The 19,787-nt window shown below is 42.4% G+C and carries 18 protein-coding genes and 1 pseudogene; 6 read left to right on the forward strand and 13 right to left on the reverse strand.

All coding sequences use genetic code 11. From position 1 onward, the window contains the following. Nucleotides 1–3: 3 nt before the first annotated feature. Nucleotides 4–1,074, reverse strand: a complete 1,071-nt coding sequence (gene coxB / locus PUN35_RS06580) for a cytochrome c oxidase subunit II (protein ID WP_014479709.1) — start codon at nt 1,072–1,074, stop codon at nt 4–6. Nucleotides 1,075–1,313: 239 nt separating this feature from the next. After that, nucleotides 1,314–2,231 carry a heme o synthase gene (gene cyoE, locus PUN35_RS06585; RefSeq protein WP_003232250.1) on the reverse strand — a complete coding sequence of 306 codons (918 nt, stop codon included), beginning with the start codon at nt 2,229–2,231 and terminating at the stop codon, nt 1,314–1,316. A gap of 354 nt (nt 2,232–2,585) precedes the next feature. Between cyoE and ctaA the strand changes: the two genes are divergently transcribed. After that, nucleotides 2,586–3,506 (forward strand): heme A synthase CtaA, encoded by a 921-nt coding sequence (ctaA, locus tag PUN35_RS06590; RefSeq protein ID WP_014476717.1) that lies wholly within the window; start codon nt 2,586–2,588, stop codon nt 3,504–3,506. Nucleotides 3,507–3,913: 407 nt separating this feature from the next. On the opposite strand, the gene pyc is transcribed toward ctaA, so the two are convergent. The 4 genes from pyc to glsA all read right to left on the reverse strand — a co-directional run bounded on the left by pyc (nt 3,914) and on the right by glsA (nt 10,160). Next, nucleotides 3,914–7,360, reverse strand: coding sequence for a pyruvate carboxylase (gene pyc / locus PUN35_RS06595; RefSeq protein WP_014479707.1), 3,447 nt, complete (start codon nt 7,358–7,360; stop codon nt 3,914–3,916). Nucleotides 7,361–7,434: 74 nt separating this feature from the next. Next, nucleotides 7,435–8,646 (reverse strand): cell division protein FtsW, encoded by a 1,212-nt coding sequence (ftsW, locus tag PUN35_RS06600; protein WP_033881638.1) that lies wholly within the window; start codon nt 8,644–8,646, stop codon nt 7,435–7,437. 205 nt (nt 8,647–8,851) lie between these two features. Beyond that, nucleotides 8,852–9,133: an Fpa/YlaN family protein gene (locus PUN35_RS06605; RefSeq protein WP_003245286.1), complete on the reverse strand. Its 282-nt coding sequence runs from the start codon at nt 9,131–9,133 to the stop codon at nt 8,852–8,854. Nucleotides 9,134–9,230: 97 nt separating this feature from the next. Next, nucleotides 9,231–10,160 (reverse strand): glutaminase A, encoded by a 930-nt coding sequence (glsA, locus tag PUN35_RS06610; RefSeq protein ID WP_003232263.1) that lies wholly within the window; start codon nt 10,158–10,160, stop codon nt 9,231–9,233. Between the two features lie 102 nt (nt 10,161–10,262). Here glsA and PUN35_RS06615 point away from each other — a divergent pair, with 102 nt between their 5' ends. After that, nucleotides 10,263–10,748: a hypothetical protein gene (locus PUN35_RS06615; protein ID WP_003245279.1), complete on the forward strand. Its 486-nt coding sequence runs from the start codon at nt 10,263–10,265 to the stop codon at nt 10,746–10,748. 3 nt (nt 10,749–10,751) lie between these two features. Here the strand turns inward: PUN35_RS06615 and PUN35_RS06620 are convergent, their stop codons facing one another. Continuing rightward, nucleotides 10,752–12,080, reverse strand: coding sequence for a PhoH family protein (locus PUN35_RS06620; protein WP_014479705.1), 1,329 nt, complete (start codon nt 12,078–12,080; stop codon nt 10,752–10,754). Nucleotides 12,081–12,234: 154 nt separating this feature from the next. Between PUN35_RS06620 and PUN35_RS06625 the strand changes: the two genes are divergently transcribed. Continuing rightward, nucleotides 12,235–12,864, forward strand: a complete 630-nt coding sequence (locus PUN35_RS06625) for a YhcN/YlaJ family sporulation lipoprotein (RefSeq protein WP_014479704.1) — start codon at nt 12,235–12,237, stop codon at nt 12,862–12,864. 82 nt (nt 12,865–12,946) lie between these two features. Further along, nucleotides 12,947–13,156: a YlaI family protein gene (locus tag PUN35_RS06630; RefSeq protein WP_003232271.1), complete on the forward strand. Its 210-nt coding sequence runs from the start codon at nt 12,947–12,949 to the stop codon at nt 13,154–13,156. A gap of 55 nt (nt 13,157–13,211) precedes the next feature. On the opposite strand, the gene PUN35_RS06635 is transcribed toward PUN35_RS06630, so the two are convergent. Both PUN35_RS06635 and typA read right to left on the reverse strand, forming a co-directional pair. Further along, on the reverse strand, nt 13,212–13,529 hold the full coding sequence (locus PUN35_RS06635) for a YlaH-like family protein (RefSeq protein ID WP_003232274.1): 318 nt from the start codon (nt 13,527–13,529) through the stop codon (nt 13,212–13,214). Between the two features lie 56 nt (nt 13,530–13,585). Next, nucleotides 13,586–15,424 (reverse strand): translational GTPase TypA, encoded by a 1,839-nt coding sequence (gene typA, locus PUN35_RS06640; RefSeq protein ID WP_003232278.1) that lies wholly within the window; start codon nt 15,422–15,424, stop codon nt 13,586–13,588. Nucleotides 15,425–15,536: 112 nt separating this feature from the next. On the opposite strand from typA, the gene PUN35_RS06645 reads away from it, so the two are divergent. Together PUN35_RS06645 and PUN35_RS06650 are read left to right on the forward strand one after the other, a co-directional pair. Continuing rightward, a complete protein-coding gene (locus PUN35_RS06645; protein ID WP_003245500.1) occupies nt 15,537–15,725 on the forward strand; it encodes a YlaF family protein in 189 nt (62 codons plus the stop codon). Nucleotides 15,726–15,997: 272 nt separating this feature from the next. Further along, on the forward strand, nt 15,998–16,609 hold the full coding sequence (locus PUN35_RS06650; RefSeq protein ID WP_003232282.1) for a hypothetical protein: 612 nt from the start codon (nt 15,998–16,000) through the stop codon (nt 16,607–16,609). A 39-nt stretch (nt 16,610–16,648) separates the two neighbouring features. On the opposite strand, the gene sigQ is transcribed toward PUN35_RS06650, so the two are convergent. From sigQ to PUN35_RS06670, 4 genes and pseudogenes are all read right to left on the reverse strand, one after another. Further along, entirely contained in the window at nt 16,649–16,942 is a 294-nt protein-coding gene (sigQ, locus tag PUN35_RS06655; protein WP_014479703.1) for an anti-YlaC sigma factor ylaD, read from the reverse strand. Then, a pseudogene (ylaC, locus tag PUN35_RS06660) lies at nt 16,939–17,459 on the reverse strand (RNA polymerase sigma factor YlaC). The gene sigQ and the pseudogene ylaC overlap by 4 nt, the downstream one beginning before the upstream one ends. Continuing rightward, on the reverse strand, nt 17,459–17,728 hold the full coding sequence (locus PUN35_RS06665) for a hypothetical protein (protein ID WP_003232287.1): 270 nt from the start codon (nt 17,726–17,728) through the stop codon (nt 17,459–17,461). The pseudogene ylaC and the gene PUN35_RS06665 overlap by 1 nt, the downstream one beginning before the upstream one ends. Next, complete coding sequence (locus PUN35_RS06670) at nt 17,718–19,658, reverse strand: hypothetical protein (RefSeq protein WP_072592530.1); 1,941 nt, start codon at nt 19,656–19,658, stop codon at nt 17,718–17,720. The genes PUN35_RS06665 and PUN35_RS06670 overlap by 11 nt, the downstream gene beginning before the upstream one ends. Nucleotides 19,659–19,787: the final 129 nt, after the last annotated feature.

Consider the following 19,787-nt stretch of genomic DNA (forward strand, 5'->3'; position numbering starts at 1 on the left):
TCCCTACTTGCTTTCCGCTTTTAAGCCTTTTAAGTATTCATAAAGCGCATCTGTTTCGCTGTCTGAGAGCTTTGGATATGTGCCTGTCATTTTGTTCCCCGGCTTTATGCTGTCAGGGTCCTTTAGCCAAGCCTTCACATTTTCTTTGTTGGCCTCTTTCACCCCTGCCACTTTTGTCCTTTCACCGAAGGTCGCCAAGTTAGGTGCCGTTCTAGCGGCTTCTGCACGCTTATCATTCGGCTCTACCGCATGGCAGCTCAGGCAGTTTTTCTCTTTAAACAGTTCTTCACCCTGCTTAGCCAAATCGCTCTCTGCTGTAGATTTATAGTTTTTCATTTCTTTTGTCCAGCCCTGAAATTCTTTTGCAGACATCGTCTTCACCTTAAAATCCATCAGCGCATGTGAAGGGCCGCAAAGCTCTGCACACTTCCCAAAAAACATATCTCCTGCCTCTTTGCTTCGTTTTGAATCAAATGTCAGGAAGAACTTATTTTCATTATCCGTATTCGTATCAAGTTTTCCTCCAACTGAAGGAATCCAGAAGGAATGTTTTACATCAGAGGCTTTTAAATTAAAATATACACGCTGATCTGTCGGTACAATCAGCTCCTGGCTTGTGATAATGTCGTAATCAGGGTACTCAAACTCCCACCAGTATAAATTTGCCCTAACATTGACTACAAGAGCATCCTCAGCTTTGCGGCCTTTTTTATCCATTGGTGATGTGTCCGCTAGCTCTAGCGTATATAATACAACAGGAATCACAAGAATAATGAGCAGCAAAATCGGGATCACGGTCCATGTGATTTCTAAAAATTTATTCCCCTCTACCTGTTTCGGTATCGTGTTCTCACCGACCCGTGATCTTCTGAATCTCACAATCACATAAAAGAAGATAACAGATACTACTGCAACAACAACCACCATAATCAATGTGCTGAGCACTGTCAGGTCAAACTGTTTATCAGCCACCTCGCCAGCAGGCTTGAGCGTGGATAAAAAAGGTTTTCCACATCCGCTTAATAGAAGCGGCACTAAGGCTAATAATAAAATAAGACGCCAATGCTTTACCATTTCACCCAACCCCTTTTCTGGTCAATACAAAGGCGGAAAGCGGATCGAAATCTATCGCCATCCAACCTATCACCAATAAAGCACTTATATTTCCTCTTCTCTTAAATTATGAGTTTTTTTACTCAAAATGCCATCTATGTATAAAAGTAAAGCCGCCTGATTAAACAAGAGGTCAAGGCGGCATTTACTAGTTGTCATCGTTTATTTTGAAGCGATAAAACAAGCATCATATCTATTTTTTAGAAAAGCGTCAAGACAACCATGGCAACGAAATAGATTGTCATGTAGTTAAGCGAGTAAACGAACATTTGTGTTGCCCACTTCATGATATTCTTGGAGCGGAATCCCATTAAGCCAAGAATCAGCCAGCCGATATTTAACAGCAAGCCGAGAATCACAATCGGAAGACCCAGGCTACCAAGGAAAAACGGAAGCGGCATCAGGCACGCAACCCACACAATAATTTGTCTTTTTGTCACTTCAAATCCGTATACGACAGGAAGCATCGGAATATTTGCAGCTCTGTAATCCTCTGTTTTCTTAATAGCCAATGCTAAGAAGTGAGGAATCTGCCAAATAAATAAAATCATGAATAACACCCATGCTACGACACCGATATTCCCTTCCACTGCCGTCCATCCAATAAGCGGCGGCACTGCACCGGAAACGCTTCCTACTACTGTGTTAATCGTATAGCGGCGTTTCGTCCACATTGTGTACAATACAACATACGTAAAGACTCCGATAAAACCGATAACAGCAGCCATGACAGTTGTCATCAGCAGCATGATCAATCCTAAAGCAACCAGCAAAATTCCAGACCATAACGCCTGACTCGGCTGAATTTTACCCGTAACCGTCGGTCTTACTTTCGTACGCTCCATAAGATGGTCAATGTCCCGGTCATACCAGTTATTGATCGCGCAGGAGCCCGCAATAATCAGTGAAGACCCGATTAACGTAAGAAGAACGGTGTTTATATTGCCTAAAAAACTTAAACCGGATATATGCAGTGCAAGCCACATTCCAGTGAAAGTCGTGATGAGGTTAGAATTGACGATCCCTATTTTAATAAGGGACAGAAAATCTTTCCATGCCGTTGTTTCTTCAATTTGTCCGTCTATAGCTGTATCATTTAAGATTCTGGAGTTAGCCATAACGTAAACCTCCCTTACAAACCTAACGCAGGAGAATAAAATAACCTGCAACTCTATCATACAAGATAACATCTTGTAAAAAAACATCCTATTAAATATTAAACGACAAACAGGAATTTATTTGTGAACTTTTTATGAATTTTACCAAAGATGAAGGCAATCTCCAAATCGGCATTGCGTTTACCTTATTTCTATCAGACCCGGCATGAATAATCAAGTGTACATTTTCCAGAAGCCGTCATTCTATTATATTTTTGTGAACAAAAGGCTCTGGGAATTGCCACAAAACACATATTCGCTTACACTTGGAACGTATATAAAATTGCAGCAGTATGTTAAGAAGGTGAATATTGTATGAATAAAGCATTAAAAGCTCTCGGTGTTCTGACGACATTTGTCATGCTAATTGTTTTAATCGGGGGTGCCCTCGTTACAAAAACAGGTTCCGGCCAAGGATGCGGCAGACAGTGGCCGCTGTGTCACGGCCGTTTTTTCCCTGAACTGAATCCGGCTTCAATTATTGAATGGAGCCACCGATTCGCAAGCGGAATCTCTATTATCCTTGTGCTAAGCCTTGCGTTTTGGTCATGGAGAAAAATCACGCCGATTTTTCGTGAAACAACGTTTCTCGCGATCATGTCAATTATCTTTTTATTTCTTCAGGCATTGCTTGGCGCATTGGCTGTCGTATTCGGTTCGAACGCGCTGATTATGGCGCTTCACTTCGGCATCTCATTAATTTCTTTTGCTTCAGTGCTTATTTTAACATTGCTCATATTTGAAGCTGATAAATCAGTCAGAACACTGGTTAAGCCGCTTCAAATCGGCAAAAAGATGCAATTTCACATGATAGGAATTTTGATATATTCCTATATCGTTGTGTATACAGGCGCATATGTAAGACACACTGAATCAAGTCTGGCATGTCCTGATGTGCCGCTGTGCAGCCCGCTGAACAATGGGCTTCCGACCCAATTCCATGAATGGGTGCAAATGGGCCACAGAGCAGCAGCCTTACTGTTATTTGTATGGATTATTGTTGCCGCTGTTCATGCTATTACTTCCTATAAAGATCAAAAACAAATCTTTTGGGGTTGGATCTCATGTCTTATTTTTATTACATTACAGGCACTGTCCGGTATTATGATCGTATACACTGAACTCGCTCTGGGTTTTGCACTTGCCCACTCGTTCTTTATTGCCTGTCTGTTTGGCGTTCTATGCTACTTCTTATTATTGATTGCTCGTTTCCGTTATGAATCCAGGCAATCATAAGGACTCAAGACCAAAGCCTTAGACGGCTTTGGTCTTTTTCATGTCTTGTTTTGGTGCTTTATTGTTTCAATGGCCAGCCTTCGCTGAACTTGATGATCAGTGAGCGGCTCACTTCGGTCTGTCCCCTTTCTCATCGTGATTATAGAAATTTCATATGCATCTATAGTCCGCGAACATAAGTATTAAAGCCTTTTGGCCATTGGAAAATCAGATAGTGCTTAAAGAAATATGCATGGACTACTACAAAGCATCTAAAAAATTGGTGGTATACCTCTTTTTATTTTGGGCTTGTGACAGTACTCTATAATCTCTGAAGTCCCCTTATATCTCTTCTAACCATCTGTTTCACTCCACATTTTCTATAAAAAAACAAGAGTGTATATCATTGATATACACTCTTGTTTTTTTTATGCTTTTTCAATTTCGAGAAGCAGATCTCCCGTTTGGATCGGCTCGCCATTTTTCACATGAACCTGCTTGATTGTTCCTGAGAAAGGCGCCTGAACCGTTGTTTCCATTTTCATCGCTTCATTAATCATCAAATGATCACCTTTATTGACTTTTGTGCCTGCTTCAGCCAATACCTTAATAACTGTTCCAGGCATGGAAGCTGCGATGTGGCTTGGATTTGTCCGGTCTGCTTTCAGCCTTTCCTGAACGGAAGACTTAATGCTTTCATCTTTAATGACTACTTCACGCGGCTGCCCGTTGAGTTCGAAATAAACGACGCGGGTGGCATCAGGCTGAGGCTCACCGATTGAAATCAGCTTAACGATCAGCGTTTTGCCGCGCTCAATTTCAACTTCTAACTCTTCACCTAATGTCATGCCGTAGAAGAATGTCGGTGTATCTAATACCGAGATGTCTCCATAGCTTTCTGTCGTTTTCACATAATCAGTGAAGACTTTAGGATAAAGGGCATATGCCACAGCATCCTGATCTGAAATTTCCAAGTTATGCTGCTCTTTAAATTCCTGTTTGATCGCTTCAAATGACACCGGCTCAAGCAGTTCGCCCGGTCTGACTGTAATCGGCTCCTGCCCTTTTAAGATTAGCTTTTGCAGTTTTTCCGGGAATCCGCCATGAGGCTGGCCGATATTTCCTTTGAAAAGCTCCACGACAGAATCAGGGAAATCTAAAGATTCGCCTTTTTCGTAAACGTCTTTTTCAGTCAGATTGTTTTGCACCATGTAAAGTGCCATATCTCCGACAACTTTTGAGGAAGGCGTTACCTTGACGATGTCACCGAACATATCGTTCACGCGTCTGTACATTTCCTTGACTTCGTTCCATCGGTCGCCAAGGCCTACTCCCTTGGCCTGCTGCTGCAGGTTGCTGTATTGGCCCCCTGGCATTTCGTGTTCATAAATTTCAGTATGCGGAGACTTCATTCCGCTTTCAAATTCACTATAATATTTACGCACCGACTCCCAATATTGGGACAGCAATTCAACGCCTTGGACATTCATTTCCGGACGGCGGTCGTTGCCTTCCATCGCATGATAAAATCCGCTCGCGCTAGGCTGTGACGTTAATCCCGCCATTGAGCTGACCGCCACGTCTATGATATCAACGCCGGCTTCAACAGCTTTCGCATACATATAAATACCGTTTCCGCTCGTATCATGCGTATGAAGGTGAACCGGAATGTCGATCGTTTCTTTCAACGCAGAAACGAGTTCATATGCAGCCTGCGGTTTTAACAGTCCTGCCATATCTTTAATCCCGAGAATATGGGCTCCGGCCGCCTCAAGCTCCTTCGCCATCGATGTATAATATGCAAGGTCGTACTTCGTCCGGTTCTTGTCAAGGATATCTCCCGTATAACAAATCGCAGCTTCTGCCACTTTGCCGGTATCCCTAACAGCATCAATGGCTAACGTCATCCCTTTTACCCAGTTTAAGCTGTCGAAAATACGAAACACATCAATACCGGATTGAGCTGATTGCTTCACAAATTCTTTAATCACATTGTCCGGATAATTCGTATAGCCGACCGCATTTGATGAGCGAAGCAGCATCTGGAATAAGGTATTCGGCACTTCTTTGCGAAGATCTTCCAAACGCTTCCACGGATCTTCTTTCAGGAATCGGTAGGCTACATCGAAGGTCGCGCCTCCCCACATTTCCATACTGAATAGTTCAGGCCATAACGCAGCCGTCGGATTTGCGATTTTTTTCAAATCATGCGATCTGATTCTAGTTGCCAATAACGATTGGTGGGCATCTCTGAATGTCGTATCAGTTAAAAGGACAGATTTCTGCTCCTTAACCCAATTTGCAAGCCCTTCTGCGCCTTTTTCATCGAGAATTTGCTTTGTTCCTTTGGCAGGTTGCTGATCAACGTCTACCTTTACGCTTAACGGTTTGTCAAACGCCGGTTTTTCTTTTTTCCCGATTCCGGGGAAGCCGTTTACTGTCACATTGCCGATGTAAGTGAGCATTTTTGTTCCGCGGTCTTTTTGTTTAGGGAAATTAAATAATTCAGGCGTTGTATCAATGAAAGAGGTATCATATTGCCCTGTCAGGAACTTCTCATGTTTTGCAACGTTCTCAAGGAACGGAATGTTCGTTTTTATGCCTCTGATTCTAAACTCCTGAAGGTTTCGCACCATTTTGGCAGCTGCCTGTTCAAACGTTAAAGCCCAAGTTGAAAGCTTAACGAGAAGTGAATCATAGTATGGTGTGATCACGGCGCCCTGGAAGCTGTTTCCGGTATCAAGACGGACACCAAAACCGCCGCCTGAGCGGTAAGCCATGATTTTTCCTGTATCAGGCATGAAATCATTTTGCGGATCCTCAGTCGTAACCCGTGACTGAATGGCATAGCCGATTGTAAAAATGTCCTTTTGCTCAGGAATATTTACTTTTTTGCTGTGAAGGCTGTGCCCTTGGGCAACAAGGATCTGAGTTTGAACAATATCGACACCAGTAATCATTTCTGTTATCGTGTGTTCAACTTGTACGCGAGGATTTACTTCAATAAAGTAGAACTCGTTGTTTGCAACAAGGAATTCTACCGTCCCCGCATTTATATAGTTTACATTTTTAGCAAGCGCAACTGCCGCCTCACAAATTTGATCCCTTAATTCAGGTGACAGCGAGACACTCGGCGCCACTTCAATGACCTTTTGATGGCGTCTTTGAACGGAACAATCCCTCTCAAAAAGATGGACGACATTTCCCTGCTTGTCTCCAATGACCTGAACCTCAATATGTTTCGGATTCTCAATTAATTTTTCTACATAAACTTCATCATTGCCAAAGGCTGCTTTCGCCTCTGATTTAGCACGCTCATATGCTTCTTTGACTTCACTTTCAGATCTGACAATCCGCATACCGCGGCCGCCGCCGCCAAGCGAGGCTTTAATGATGATCGGATAACCGTTAGCTTGTCCAAATTGTTCGACGGCTTCAAGCGTTTCGGCAGGACCGTCGCTTCCCGGAATCACGGGGATTCCCGCTTTTTCTGCCTGCTCACGCGCTTTTACCTTGTCACCAAACATATCGAGATGCTCGGATTTTGGCCCTATGAATACGATGCCTTCTTCTTCACATCGTCTCGCAAAATGAATATTTTCAGATAAGAAACCGTATCCCGGATGAATTGCATCGACTTTGTTTCTTTTCGCAATATCAATGATACCTTCAATATCCAGGTAAGCATCAATCGGTTTTTTCCCTTCACCGACCAAGTATGCTTCATCCGCTTTGTACCGATGGTAGGAACCGGAATCTTCTTTTGAATAGACCGCAACTGTACGAATATTCAACTCGGTACACGCCCGGAATATTCGGATTGCAATTTCTCCCCTGTTTGCTACTAATACTTTTTGTATCGATTGCTGAGACAAACTTTTCTCCCCCTTACCCGAATGGAATATAATCTATCATAGCGGAATATCCTTCCCCTGTACACACTTGTTTTTTACAGATAAACAGTTTTTTTGAGCTGTTTCTTTTTCATTCCCTTCGGCGCCAAAGGCTCTCTCTTTTTCTTATTCTCTGAATATTTCACAAACATGCTGATATTCGCTAATATCCCCATACTTGCCAGCAGCAGCACTAAAGAAGAGCCCCCATAACTGATAAATGGCAGCGTAACCCCTGTAATCGGAATTAATCCGCTGACACCGCCAAGGTTAATAAACGACTGGACGGCAATCATGCTTGAAATGCCGATCGCCAGAAGACTTCCAAACGGGTCCTCGCATTTTCTGGCAATATAAAAACCTTTTATGACGACAAAACCCAATAAGAAAATCACAAACAATACCCCAAAAATGCCGAGCTCTTCAGCAATGACAGCCATAATAAAGTCAGTGTGTGATTCAGGCAGATATCCGTATTTTTGGATACTTTCACCGAGCCCCAGGCCGAAAATGCCGCCTGAGCTGATCGCATAATAAGAATTGACCACTTGCAAACCTGATGAATTTGCATACTTAAATGGGTCTTCAAGACTCTCAAAACGCGCCAAACGGCCTTTAGTTAAAATTTGATCCTGATTTAAATAGAGGATCGGGCTGACTAAAATGAAAACAATTCCGCCGAGCAAAAGCAGCCTCACCAGCGTCTTTCCGCTGAAGCCGGAGCACAAGATCATGCACGTCGCAATTAACCCTATAATCATGGCTGTACCGAAATCTGGCTGCATGGCAATTAACCCGCAAATTATAAGCGTCATGACTACCGGAGGGGCTACTCCCGTTAACAGATGGTCGATATAACTTTGTTTTTTTGCATATACGGCTGCAAGGTATAAAATCACGACCAGTTTCACAAACTCCCCCGGCTGAATACTCATTCCGCCGATTTTAAACCAGCTCTGCGCGTTTCCGGCAACATGCCCGAAAACAAACAGTGAGATAAGCGCGAGAACAGATACAAGCAGTATCCCCTTCTGAAACTTTTGATGGGCCAGTGCTTTATAAGGAAACAACGCCATGAGAATAAATAGAGCGCCACCCGCAATTAAAGCAAACAGCTGCCGCATGAAGAAAAAATTACTGCTTACTCCATACCGGGAGACAGCTGTAATCATGCTTGAGCTGTATACCATCACTAAACCGAATCCGCATAATAAAACGATTGCGAATATCAGTGAGTAATCATAAGATTTTAGCATTTTTTTTAACATAACATCCTCTTCCCTGCATCTAACTTCCATTATCTATGGTTTTTATGTATTTATCTTTTTTATTTTACTACAATTTATCAAACGAGACGAAGAATCTCTATACGATTCGGAAGGAATGTGTAAAAAAAGACCGTCTTTTATGAGATGAGAGAAAAATAGCGGTTATAAAAAAACCCAAACTGTTAATAAGTTTGAGTTTTATCATTTATTTAGCTGTAAACGCGTCATGTAAAGCAGACAATTCGCGTTCCAATGTGTATAAAAGGTCTTTACCGTCTTTTTCATCAACCAATCCCAGGCGGACAGCAAAATCGATTTCCCTCGAAAGCCCGAACATTTGAGTATCTAAAACCTCTTCATATAGAGGACATTGAGGCATCGTTAAGTTATCCATTTGTACTCGGATCAGCTTCAAAATCTTCTCAGCGTCCACTTTTAAGAGTTCAAAAGCTTTTTGCCGATGGTCAACTATCATCTCTGAAGCCAAAAGTATCCCTCCGTTCCCCAGGCGAGTACCTAATTCTTCTATTTATCATAAAGGGTATCAACAGAAAATGCAAGAGGATTTATGCATATGACATAAATTAAAAAATACTCAGCCTGTACATCTCAGACATTATTTCCAAAAGCTTTACACCTGCAATGCTGTTCCCTTTTTCGTCTAATGCGGGGCCGAATATGCCGATCCCGAAATCGTAAGGCGAAATGCCCATAATCCCGCCGGATACGCCGCTTTTCGCAGGAATTCCGACCTTAATTGCGAATTCCCCGCTTGCATTGTACATTCCGCACGTCACCATAAATGTTTTGCAAATTCTAGCGACATCTTTTGAGATGACTTGCTCCCCAGTCTCTGGATGTCTGCCGTTCAATGCAAATACAGATCCGATTTTCGCTAAATCCAAGCTGTTCATCTCAATCGCGCATTGCTTCGTGTATAAATCCATTACTGCTTCTACATCATCTTCAAAAATGCCGTACTGCTTCATATAATAGCACATTGCCCGATTAATCATTGAAGTGCTGTATTCAGATTCAGCCACTTCCCGGCAGTATGTAATCTCTTGGTTGTTTGTCAGCCTTCTGATAAAAGAAAGCAAATAATCAAGTCTCTCTTTCACCGTTCTTCCTCTTATCAGACTTGTCACTACCAATGCCCCGGCATTAATCATAGGATTTAACGGCTTGCTTGGATTCACTGTTTCGAGCTTGATAATTGAATTAAACGGATCTCCGGTCGGCTCCTGTCCAACATAACTAAAGACCTTATCTTTGCCGTATTCCATTAACACCAAAGCAAGGGAAAGGACTTTCGATATACTTTGAAGCGTAAATGTTTTTTCTACGTCACCTGCTGACAGACAAACATTATTGGAATAATAAATCGCCACTGACAGGTCGTGTTTATCAGCTTTTGCCAAGGCGGGAATATAGCTGGCTACCTCCCCCTTGTCCGTTACTTTTTTCGCCTTTTTCACTAAGGCTTCAAGCTCATCATTATGCCGGCATACCATGCAAACACCCTCGTTCCCTCAGCATTTCAATACACATAATTTGTACACAAAGTGACAATTCATGCGAAAACTTTTATAATTTTGAGAGAAGGGGGTCATATCATGAGCGTTATCCAAGTAAAAGGCAATGTTACATATCCAATTACCATTGATCCAAGCGTATGGATTTTTGATGATCGCAAATTTTCGTTTGACCGCAAAGGGGACAGTCAAGACACATATTTACAATCAGCCGGGGATGAATCCGACCTTGATCCGGAACGCGTCATCAGAGAGGGGCGAATTGCCCCGCCTACATTAAAGACGGAAAAACAATATGAGAAGCAAAAACTGATGAACGGCAGTTTCGCAATGAGACTTGGGACTGTCCTGAAAAATGCTGAGCCGAACAGCTCTGCGACACAATGTGTATTTGTCACAAGTTCGGGAAAGGCCGCCGTTTCTCTGGAAACCGCTCTGAACAGTATTGTCCATTTCAGTGAGGCAGGCAAGCCGATTCAAGAAGGCGGCCCCGTGCATATTTACTTTGAAGACCCGGTTCATCACAAACAGCCGATTACCGATGTAAAAGAGATCGAAATCATTTAAATGTTACAGCAAATCAGCTGCGAGCTGGGCGAGACCTGATCTCTCACCTTTTAACAGCTTCACGCTGCCTGAGATGGGTTGTCCTTTAAACCGCTCAACCACATAGGCCAAACCATTGTTCAGACTGTCTAAATATGGGTGATCAATTTGTTCAGGGTCACCCATTAAGACAATTTTACTGCCTTCACCGACTCTCGTCAGCAACGTTTTCACCTCATGCCTGGTCAAATTTTGCGCTTCATCAATGATAATAAATTGATCTGGAATGCTTCTCCCTCTGATATAAGTCAGCGCCTCTACCTGAATTGAGCCAATTCCCGCCAAAATAGCATCAAGCTCCCCTGGTTTTTTTGCATTAAACAGAAACTCTAAGTTGTCAAAAATCGGCTGCATCCAAGGCTTTAGCTTTTCCTCTTTTTCACCTGGCAAATACCCGATGTCCTTGCCAACAGGAACAATCGGCCTTGCGACAACCAGCTTTTTATATATTCCCAAGTCTTCTGTCTGTAATAGCCCTGCCGCCAAAGTTAAGAGCGTTTTGCCGGTTCCTGCTTTTCCGATCAGGGTGACAAGCGGAATATCTTCCCGCAGCAAAAGCTCTAAAGCCATTGTCTGCTGTACATTTTTCGGCCTGATTCCCCATATATGTTCATCATCAAATACGAGTCTTTTTAATACCGTTCCGGTTTTGTCTGCAATTCCGACTGCCGAGGAGGACCCTCCTAGCTCATCCTTCATTAAAGCAAACTGATTCGGATAAAACGCATGCTGTTTCACATCGTTTACTGAAATTTGATTTTTCCCGTAAAAAGAGCTGAACAGCTGCTGGCTGATATATAAATCTTTATAGCCGCTGTACATTTCATCATTGTCCACAACCCGGTCATTCAAGAAATCTTCAGCAAGCAGTCCGATTGCGTCGGCTTTAACCCTGACCAGTACATCCTTACTGACGAGGATAACCGGCCTGCCATTTTCCTTGGTTTCTTCCTCTAGGCTCAAGTTTTTCGCAACGGCTAATATGCGATTATCGTTCGTCTTTTCAATAAAGATCTCTTGCAGCTGGTGAAACGAACGATGATTCAGTTCAATTCTCAGTGTGCCGCCGGTGTCAAGCGGTACATGCTCATGCAGCCTGCCCTTTTGTCTTAGCGCATCGATTAGCTTAGATACGTGCCTTGCATTCCTCCCAACTTCGTCCATATACCGTTTTTTTGAATCAACCTCTTCTAAAACGACAGCAGGGATGACAACCTCATTTTCTTCAAAAGAAAATATCGCGTTAGGATCCTGTAATAACACATTCGTATCTAACACATAAATTTTACTCAAGTCTCAGCCTCCTGATATAAGGGTCAAAGTTCTTCCTGCTTCTCTTTTGATGAAAAAGGTGAATGCCTGCTAAAATATATGTTTTTGTGCATAAAGATAGAAGGTTAATTCAACAATAAAATTAATGAAAGCATTTTAAGGAGGGAACCCGCAAGTGCGAATTCTTTTCATTATCGTACAGCTGACACTTATCCTGTCCGCTTGTGCCTATCAACAAGGAAAACAGGGCCAGAATGTTGAAAAAGAATCAACAAGACAGCAGGAGACTAAACCGATTCACGTAAAGGACACAACTCAAGAAACAAAAGACAATGGAACAAGAACGGATATTGCCAAGCATCTTGTCAGCGTTGCTGAAAAAAACCCCGACGTCAAGGATGCAACAGCCGTTGTGCTGGGGGGTTATGCTGTTGTTGGGATTGATGTCGATGATACTTTGGACAGAAGCAAAGTGGAAACCATTAAATATTCTGTAGCTCAGGCGCTAAAGAATGATCGATATGGCGCCAACGCAGTAGTCATTGCTGATCCCGATACGGTAGGCCGCCTTCGCGAAATGAGCAGAGAAATCAGCGAGGGCCATCCGGTAACAGGTATACTGGATGAATTAGCTGCAATTGTCGGCCGAGTGCTTCCCGAAGTGCCTAACGATGTGATTGACAATGAAGACGAACCGCAAACAAAGCAGCAAAATGACCAATTAAATAGAAAACAGCAACAGGAAATGGAGAAGGAGCAAAACGATCAATCTGATCATCATATGAAAAAGAACAACAATGACTAAGCTATAGCCTTGCGCTTTAGCTTTTTCTTATTTTGGACAGCTTCTGATCCGTGGTATAATACATGTTAGTGAAAGAGGTGATATGATGAGGGTCAAATGTTCTATTTGCGATAAAATTGAAACAATTGATGATGATACCCTGATCGCGAAACGGCTTCGAAACCGCCCGATCCATACATATATGTGCCAGGAATGCCACGATCGGATTGCCAAAAAAACAGAGGAACGGCTGAAAACGGGAAAATTTACTTTTCACCCGGGACAGCAGAAAAAAGAAAAAGTCAAAAAATAAAGCGGCCGCTTAACCATACAGAACACAAAAAAGACTCAGCTTTCAGCTGAGTCTTTTATGATTTTGCAGACTGTCCTTTTTTCGACTGATACAGCCGGATTTTGTAAATGATTAAAATCAGCGCAGCGACGACCAATCCTTCTGCCACGGGCAAAAACACCCCTAAAAAAGTCAAAACAGTGCAGCCCAAAGCCAAAAATACATACACCACTGCAGATTTTAATACAGGAAGCCGTTTAGCAAATCCAAGCTTAAATACAATAACGGCCAACACAAAAATCGTGCCGTACAGCAGCCACATGCCTGCCGCAGGCTGCCGGTCTACTTGATATAGAGCGGCGAAGAACGACAGGCGTTCGCTTACGTCATTCAAAAAGATTCCCTCCCCTGTAAACGTACGGGTTCTATCTTTTCAAATTCTGCACGAGATTAAGACAATCCTGCTGTTTTTTTCTTTTTAGCTGCTTTTTCACGTTCGTTCTTATTGAGGATCTTCTTTCTTAAACGGATGGATTCAGGTGTTACTTCACAATATTCATCTTCGTTTAAGTACTCTAGAGACTCCTCAAGAGACATGATGCGCGCTTTTTTAATTGTAGTTGTCTGATCCTTTGTCGCGGAACGGACGTTTGTTTGCTGTTTCATTTTGCTGACGTTAACAACAAGGTCGTTGTCACGGTTATGCTCTCCAACGATCATTCCTTCGTATACTTCAGTACCCGGCTCAACGAAGATGACACCGCGGTCTTCAATTCCTTGAATACCGTATGATGTTGCTTTTCCGTTTTCCATTGACACAAGTACACCTTGACGGCGTCCGCCGACTTGGCCTGCCTGCATCGGCTGGTAGCTGTCAAACGTATGGTTCAAAATACCGAATCCGCGTGTTAATGATAGGAATTCTGTAGAGTAACCGATCAATCCGCGGGAAGGAACTGTAAAGATGAGACGGACTTGGCCGTTTCCGTTGTTGATCATATCAACCATTTCGCCTTTGCGGGCACCCATTGATTCCATGACAGAGCCAGTATGCTCTTCAGGAACATCAATTTGCACACGTTCAACAGGCTCACAGCGTACGCCGTCGATTTCTTTGATAATAACTTCAGGTTTTGACACTTGAAGCTCATAGCCCTCACGACGCATATTTTCAATTAAAATTGACAAGTGCAGCTCACCGCGTCCTGAAACAACCCAAGCATCAGGAGAAGCTGTTGGCTCAACACGCAAGCTCACATCCGTCTGAAGCTGTGATTGAAGACGCTCTTCGATTTTGCGGGCCGTTACATATTTGCCTTCACGGCCTGCAAACGGACTGTTGTTCACGACAAATGTCATTTGAAGTGTCGGCTCATCAATGCGAAGCACTGGAAGCGGATCTTGATGGTCTACAGGACATACCGTTTCACCAACGTTGATATCTTCCATCCCGGAAACCGCAACGAGGTCTCCCGCTTTTGCTTCTTCAATTTCCACACGCTTTAAGCCTTGGAAACCAAAAATCTTTGTAACACGGAATGACTTTGCCGTTCCGTCAAGCTTCATAAGAGAAACCTGCTGTCCGACTTTCATTGTGCCGCGGAATACGCGTCCGATTCCGATACGGCCTACATAGTCGTTGTAGTCAAGAAGGGCAACTTGGAATTGAAGCGGCTCCTCTGCATTATCAACAGGGGCCGGAACATGCTTAATAATGGTTTCATATAAAGCTTCCATGTTTTCATCCTGTTGTTTCGGATCAAGACTCGCTGTTCCATTAATCGCGGAAGCATATACCACTGGGAACTCGAGCTGCTCTTCATTAGCATCAAGCTCAATGAACAGATCCAGAACTTCATCGATAACTTCCTCTGGACGAGCAAAGTCACGGTCAATTTTGTTTACAACAACAACAGGGTTCAGGTTTTGCTCAAGAGCTTTTTTCAGAACAAAACGAGTTTGAGGCATACAGCCTTCATATGCGTCAACGACAAGCACTACGCCGTCAACCATTTTCATAATCCGTTCTACTTCTCCCCCAAAGTCTGCGTGTCCAGGGGTGTCCAAAATATTGATACGTGTATCTTTATAGTTAATCGCAGTATTTTTCGCCAATATTGTAATGCCGCGTTCGCGTTCAAGATCATTAGAGTCCATTGCGCGTTCAGCAACCTGTTCGTTGGCACGGAACGTACCAGCCTGATGTAAAAGCTGATCGACTAGAGTCGTTTTCCCATGGTCAACGTGGGCAATAATCGCGATGTTGCGAAGATCATTTCGAAGTTTCACTTTTTCATCTCCTAAAAAAATTAGATAACTTTCATATTATATCACACATCCTCTTTAAAAGCGTCACGTTTTTCTGTAAACTTAATATAAGACGTAAAAGGGGATGGAATTTATGAAAAAAATGAATTGGCTTTTACTATTATTTGCATTTGCAGCGGTTTTCAGCATTATGCTGATCGGCGTCTTTATCGCTGAAAAAAGCCCTGCAGGCATTATCGCCAGCATTGTACTTGTTTGCGCTGTCATGGGCGGCGGATTTACATTAAAAAAGAAAATGCGCGAACAAGGCTTGCTTGATTAAAAGCATTGCCCCGCCGGCGACATTGTAATCAAAAAACACCGCAAAGAAAGCGGTGTTTTTCATTTCTTTAAGCCTTATCTCCCCTGTTTCTTAGTCAGGAAGATGCAAAACAGCCTTCATACATAGACAATCGTTCTAACGATCACACGTGCAGCCTTCAAAAAGTAGTTCGGCAACGATACACATAAAATACCATAGCGCCTATTCCTTCACCGGAAACTACTCCCTATAATGGAATTTGTAGCACAATTCATAAAAGGGAGAGAAGAAACATGAAGAAAACATTTGTAAAAAAAGCTATGTTAACGACTGCCGCAATGACCTCAGCTGCTCTATTAACGTTCGGTCCTGATGCAGCCAGCGCAAAAACACCGGTTGATAACACTGCTGTTCAACTCCAGCATCAGGCGAGCACTAACGAAGATCTCAATACATTCATTGATATATTAAATCAATGTATTTACGAACAAGACGGTGTATATTATTTTGACAGCGAAAAAGCTGTCGAGTTAGGAATGACAAAAGAAGAGGCTCAGGTAATTGCTACACTCTGGGAATCGACATCAGAATTTTTCAGCATTGTTTCACAATGTGTGTATCTCGAGGATGGAAATTACAAATTTGATACAGAAAAAGCAGTTGAACTTGGCTTCACAGAAAAAGAAGCACTTGCACTTGAACAATTTTTCTCCGCTGTTTCTCTCAAGATTCACATTCTTCAAGCAGCCATTGTGCTACAAGATGATGTGTACAGCTATGATAAAGACGCAGCGCTACAAGCAGGTGCAACGCCACTGCAAGCTGACGTTTATGAAAAACTCTTCAGTGCCCTGTCACAAGAACAGCTTGCCGCTATTTACGATATGATTCATCCCCAGGCTTAATGTAAAAAAGCGCTTGCCGGAATCGGACAAGCGCTTTTTTTATATCAGCAGTTTGATGATCAGCATCATGGCAACCGCCGCTCCAAACCAGCAGGCAGCTTTCATGATCAGTAATCCATAGTACCTCTGTTTAAAACGCAGTTCTTCTTCCGGCAGATAAGCCTCCTCAACGGCCTGTTCGCTTTCCAATTCAAATGGCTCAGCCATCGTGTCATACATGTCTCTGCAGCTGCTGCACATTTTTAAATGCGCTTCTATAACGTGTTCCGTTTCTCTTTTACAATCACCTTCAAGATACAGAGGAAGCAGGTCTCTTACTAGAAAGCAGGTCATATCCGCTCCTCCTCTCTACTTTTCGTCATGTTTTTCTTTAGCTCTAATCTAGCCCGGTGCAATGTGGTTTTCACCTTAGAAAGACTCCATCCTAATATCTCAGCGATTTCTTCATAAGAAAGCTCTTGGAATTCTCTTAAAATCAAAACGGATTGATGCTGATCTTTTAACTTCAGGAGCTCCTGCCGCAGTGTTTCGCTTTTCACCGTCCGTGACAGATACTGTTCAGGCTGGTCATAAGTTGTTTGCGTTAACCCTTCATTTTTGCTGATTTCAGTAAATTGGTATTGACATCCCTTCGGTACCAATTGATAAAGGTATGATGCGCAATGGTGTAGAGCCATGTTCTGATGGAAGAATGCCCCCTAAACGAAGCCAGACCGTTAAGAGCTTTTACAAACGTGTCCTGCGCTAAGTCCTTGGCTGTTTCAAGATGATGAGTCCTTCTGAATAAATAATTTAAAATTTCTTGATAATACTGCCGATACAAGTCCTCAATGGAATCCCTATGCTTCATTAAAAGTAAAACCACACCGTCATCCAAATGGCCAATAAAATGAAACAGATATACATGGAAGACAGGTATACTTTCATATATCTGATTTGGCTTTCTTCTTCAGCACCGGGACTTCTCTTTAAACAAGTTTTACTCTTTAAGTCTTCCGCATTCTTTTGAAATAGGGATTCATGCTGTTTCATCCATTCCATTGATTCATCCTCTAGCTCTCCTTCTTTATACAGGTCGTATAAGTCTACAAAAACAGATTCTTTTTCTTTATGATTCATAAAGACTTTTCACCTCTTGTGTTTCTCCATCCACTACATAGGCATCATGGCGATTTGAACCAAACGGCTGAATAATGATCAGCCATGCATAATGCCGTTCATCCTCTCTTTGAACGATAATCGGACGCATACGCTTTTTGTAAATAACATCCTGATATAGAGAAGCTACCTTTTCGTAAGCCAATGTTCCATTACGATACGTATAGGGGAATGACTGATTAGGTGTATCGCTGTATACATAAACGTTTAGCTGACCTTGATCTTCAAAAAACTCATATGTTTTAGAAGAATCAGTATACATCACCATGTCACTCTGACTGCTTTTTTTCTTCATTTCTGATACATCAGCATCGAAGACCGTTAATACCTGCCGCTGCAGCCGGCTGTTAGTCAGTGAAATTTCCTTTTTCATTGGAATCGAGAGACTGTGTAAACTACCGGATTCTCCATCAAACTCCAATACAATTCCATCTTTTGTTTCAACTCTCACCATGCTTCCGAGCAGGCTGTCGCTTTCAATATCAGTGATCTGATAAGGCTGTTTTGATATGTTCAGCGCTGTAAACATTTGTTCCACTTTATCGTGAATGTTTTGTTCTGTTATATGAACATGCAGAAGAGAGTCAAGCTGATAAATCGAAGGATCTTCACTAAACCCCATTAAGGTTTCCTTTTCCCAATAAAATACCGCGCCATCATCAGCATGATCTTTTTTATGAAGTTGATTTTTCAGGTAAATACGTACGACTGTCTGGCCGTCTTCTTGAGATACCTTTGTTTCGATATGATCCTTATGTAACACACGTCCGTGTCGCTCAAGGAAAGCGATGGACTTTCGCTTGTACTCCTGATTCGTTAGCTTTTTCCCATGCGCTTTTTGTAAGTATTCATAATTACGAATCAGCTGCGATACTTCATCTACCTCAGCTTTATAACTCTTGCTTTCAAATGAGTAGAAATAATGCACATCCATGTTTGTATCGTGCAAATAAAGTGTTTCATCCGTAGGAAAAAATGACTTTAGTATCTGTTCCGCTTTTTCTGATGAAATGTGCTCCCCGACATAATTGAATGAATCATGGACATTTATCGGTTTTGATACAGCGAAAGCAGCCGTTCCTATGTTATATATCGGATTTAACAGCAGGACAAAAAACACCATGACAGCCATCGTCACCCACTTATTCACACGCACATAAACCTTTCCTGACTTTTGGAACAGATGATAGCTCATCAAAAATCCCGCCATTGCCAAATAAATCGTATATGGCATTACTGCACCATAATCTTTTGAGATTTGATTGGGATATGGCGCAAGCAGCAAGACAAGCAGTCCGATAATCAGCGTATAAAATAAGCCTAGTAAAATCTTATTTGTTCTCCAATACAGCTTGAAAAACACAACATTCAACACAATAGAAAGAGTAATAATGAAAAACAGAAACACGAATGCAACTGGCTCGACTCCATCCGGATTTTCCTTCCAATACGTAAAGAAACTGAATATCATTTGTACGATTGGCAAACTGACAACGGCAAGGTCGAACGTATAAAACTTACCCTTTCCGCCATGATCACGCGGCATCAACATATAGTGAAAAGCCGTCAGCAGCACATATCCGTATAACAAAAAATGCAGCAGCGGCAACAGTTCTTTTCCGTCCTCTCTTAAGTAAGCGCTGGTGAAGTTTGTTGATTGCACCTGGTGAATAAGTTCAACAGACACTCCCGCCAGCAGCACAATCCGCAACATAACACCCGCCAAGAACATTGTGCGCTGCAGGTTTATTTTGGGATGATGCACCAAAAGATATAAGCCCGCCAGAACAACAATTGACCATTGAATCAGCAGGGTGCTTTGTCTGCTTAATATAAAATAACGTTCGAAATGCAATACATAATGACTGAATAACTCCAACACGAACAACAATCCTTTACTTCTTATTAAGGCCTCATTCGGTTAGACAGCGGACTTTTCAAAAAGTTTCAAGATGAAACAAAAATATCTCATCTTCCCCTTGATATGTAAAAAACATAACTCTTGAGTGAACCGTCACAT

It is taken from the genome of Bacillus sp. N3378-2at (assembly GCF_033412715.1).
GTDB classification, from domain to species: Bacteria; Bacillota; Bacilli; order Bacillales; family Bacillaceae; genus Bacillus; species Bacillus subtilis.

What these genes read in the sequence shown, in the direction of transcription:
- coxB (WP_014479709.1), bottom strand. Translation starts at nt 1,074, where the DNA reads ATGGTAAAGCATTGGCGTCTTATTTTATTATTAGCCTTAGTGCCGCTT.
- cyoE (WP_003232250.1), bottom strand. Translation starts at nt 2,231, where the DNA reads ATGGCTAACTCCAGAATCTTAAATGATACAGCTATAGACGGACAAATT.
- ctaA (WP_014476717.1), top strand. Translation starts at nt 2,586, where the DNA reads ATGAATAAAGCATTAAAAGCTCTCGGTGTTCTGACGACATTTGTCATG.
- ftsW (WP_033881638.1), bottom strand. Translation starts at nt 8,646, where the DNA reads ATGTTAAAAAAAATGCTAAAATCTTATGATTACTCACTGATATTCGCA.
- glsA (WP_003232263.1), bottom strand. Translation starts at nt 10,160, where the DNA reads ATGGTATGCCGGCATAATGATGAGCTTGAAGCCTTAGTGAAAAAGGCG.
- PUN35_RS06615 (WP_003245279.1), top strand. Translation starts at nt 10,263, where the DNA reads ATGAGCGTTATCCAAGTAAAAGGCAATGTTACATATCCAATTACCATT.
- PUN35_RS06630 (WP_003232271.1), top strand. Translation starts at nt 12,947, where the DNA reads ATGATGAGGGTCAAATGTTCTATTTGCGATAAAATTGAAACAATTGAT.
- PUN35_RS06645 (WP_003245500.1), top strand. Translation starts at nt 15,537, where the DNA reads ATGAAAAAAATGAATTGGCTTTTACTATTATTTGCATTTGCAGCGGTT.
- PUN35_RS06650 (WP_003232282.1), top strand. Translation starts at nt 15,998, where the DNA reads ATGAAGAAAACATTTGTAAAAAAAGCTATGTTAACGACTGCCGCAATG.
- sigQ (WP_014479703.1), bottom strand. Translation starts at nt 16,942, where the DNA reads ATGACCTGCTTTCTAGTAAGAGACCTGCTTCCTCTGTATCTTGAAGGT.
- PUN35_RS06665 (WP_003232287.1), bottom strand. Translation starts at nt 17,728, where the DNA reads ATGAATCATAAAGAAAAAGAATCTGTTTTTGTAGACTTATACGACCTG.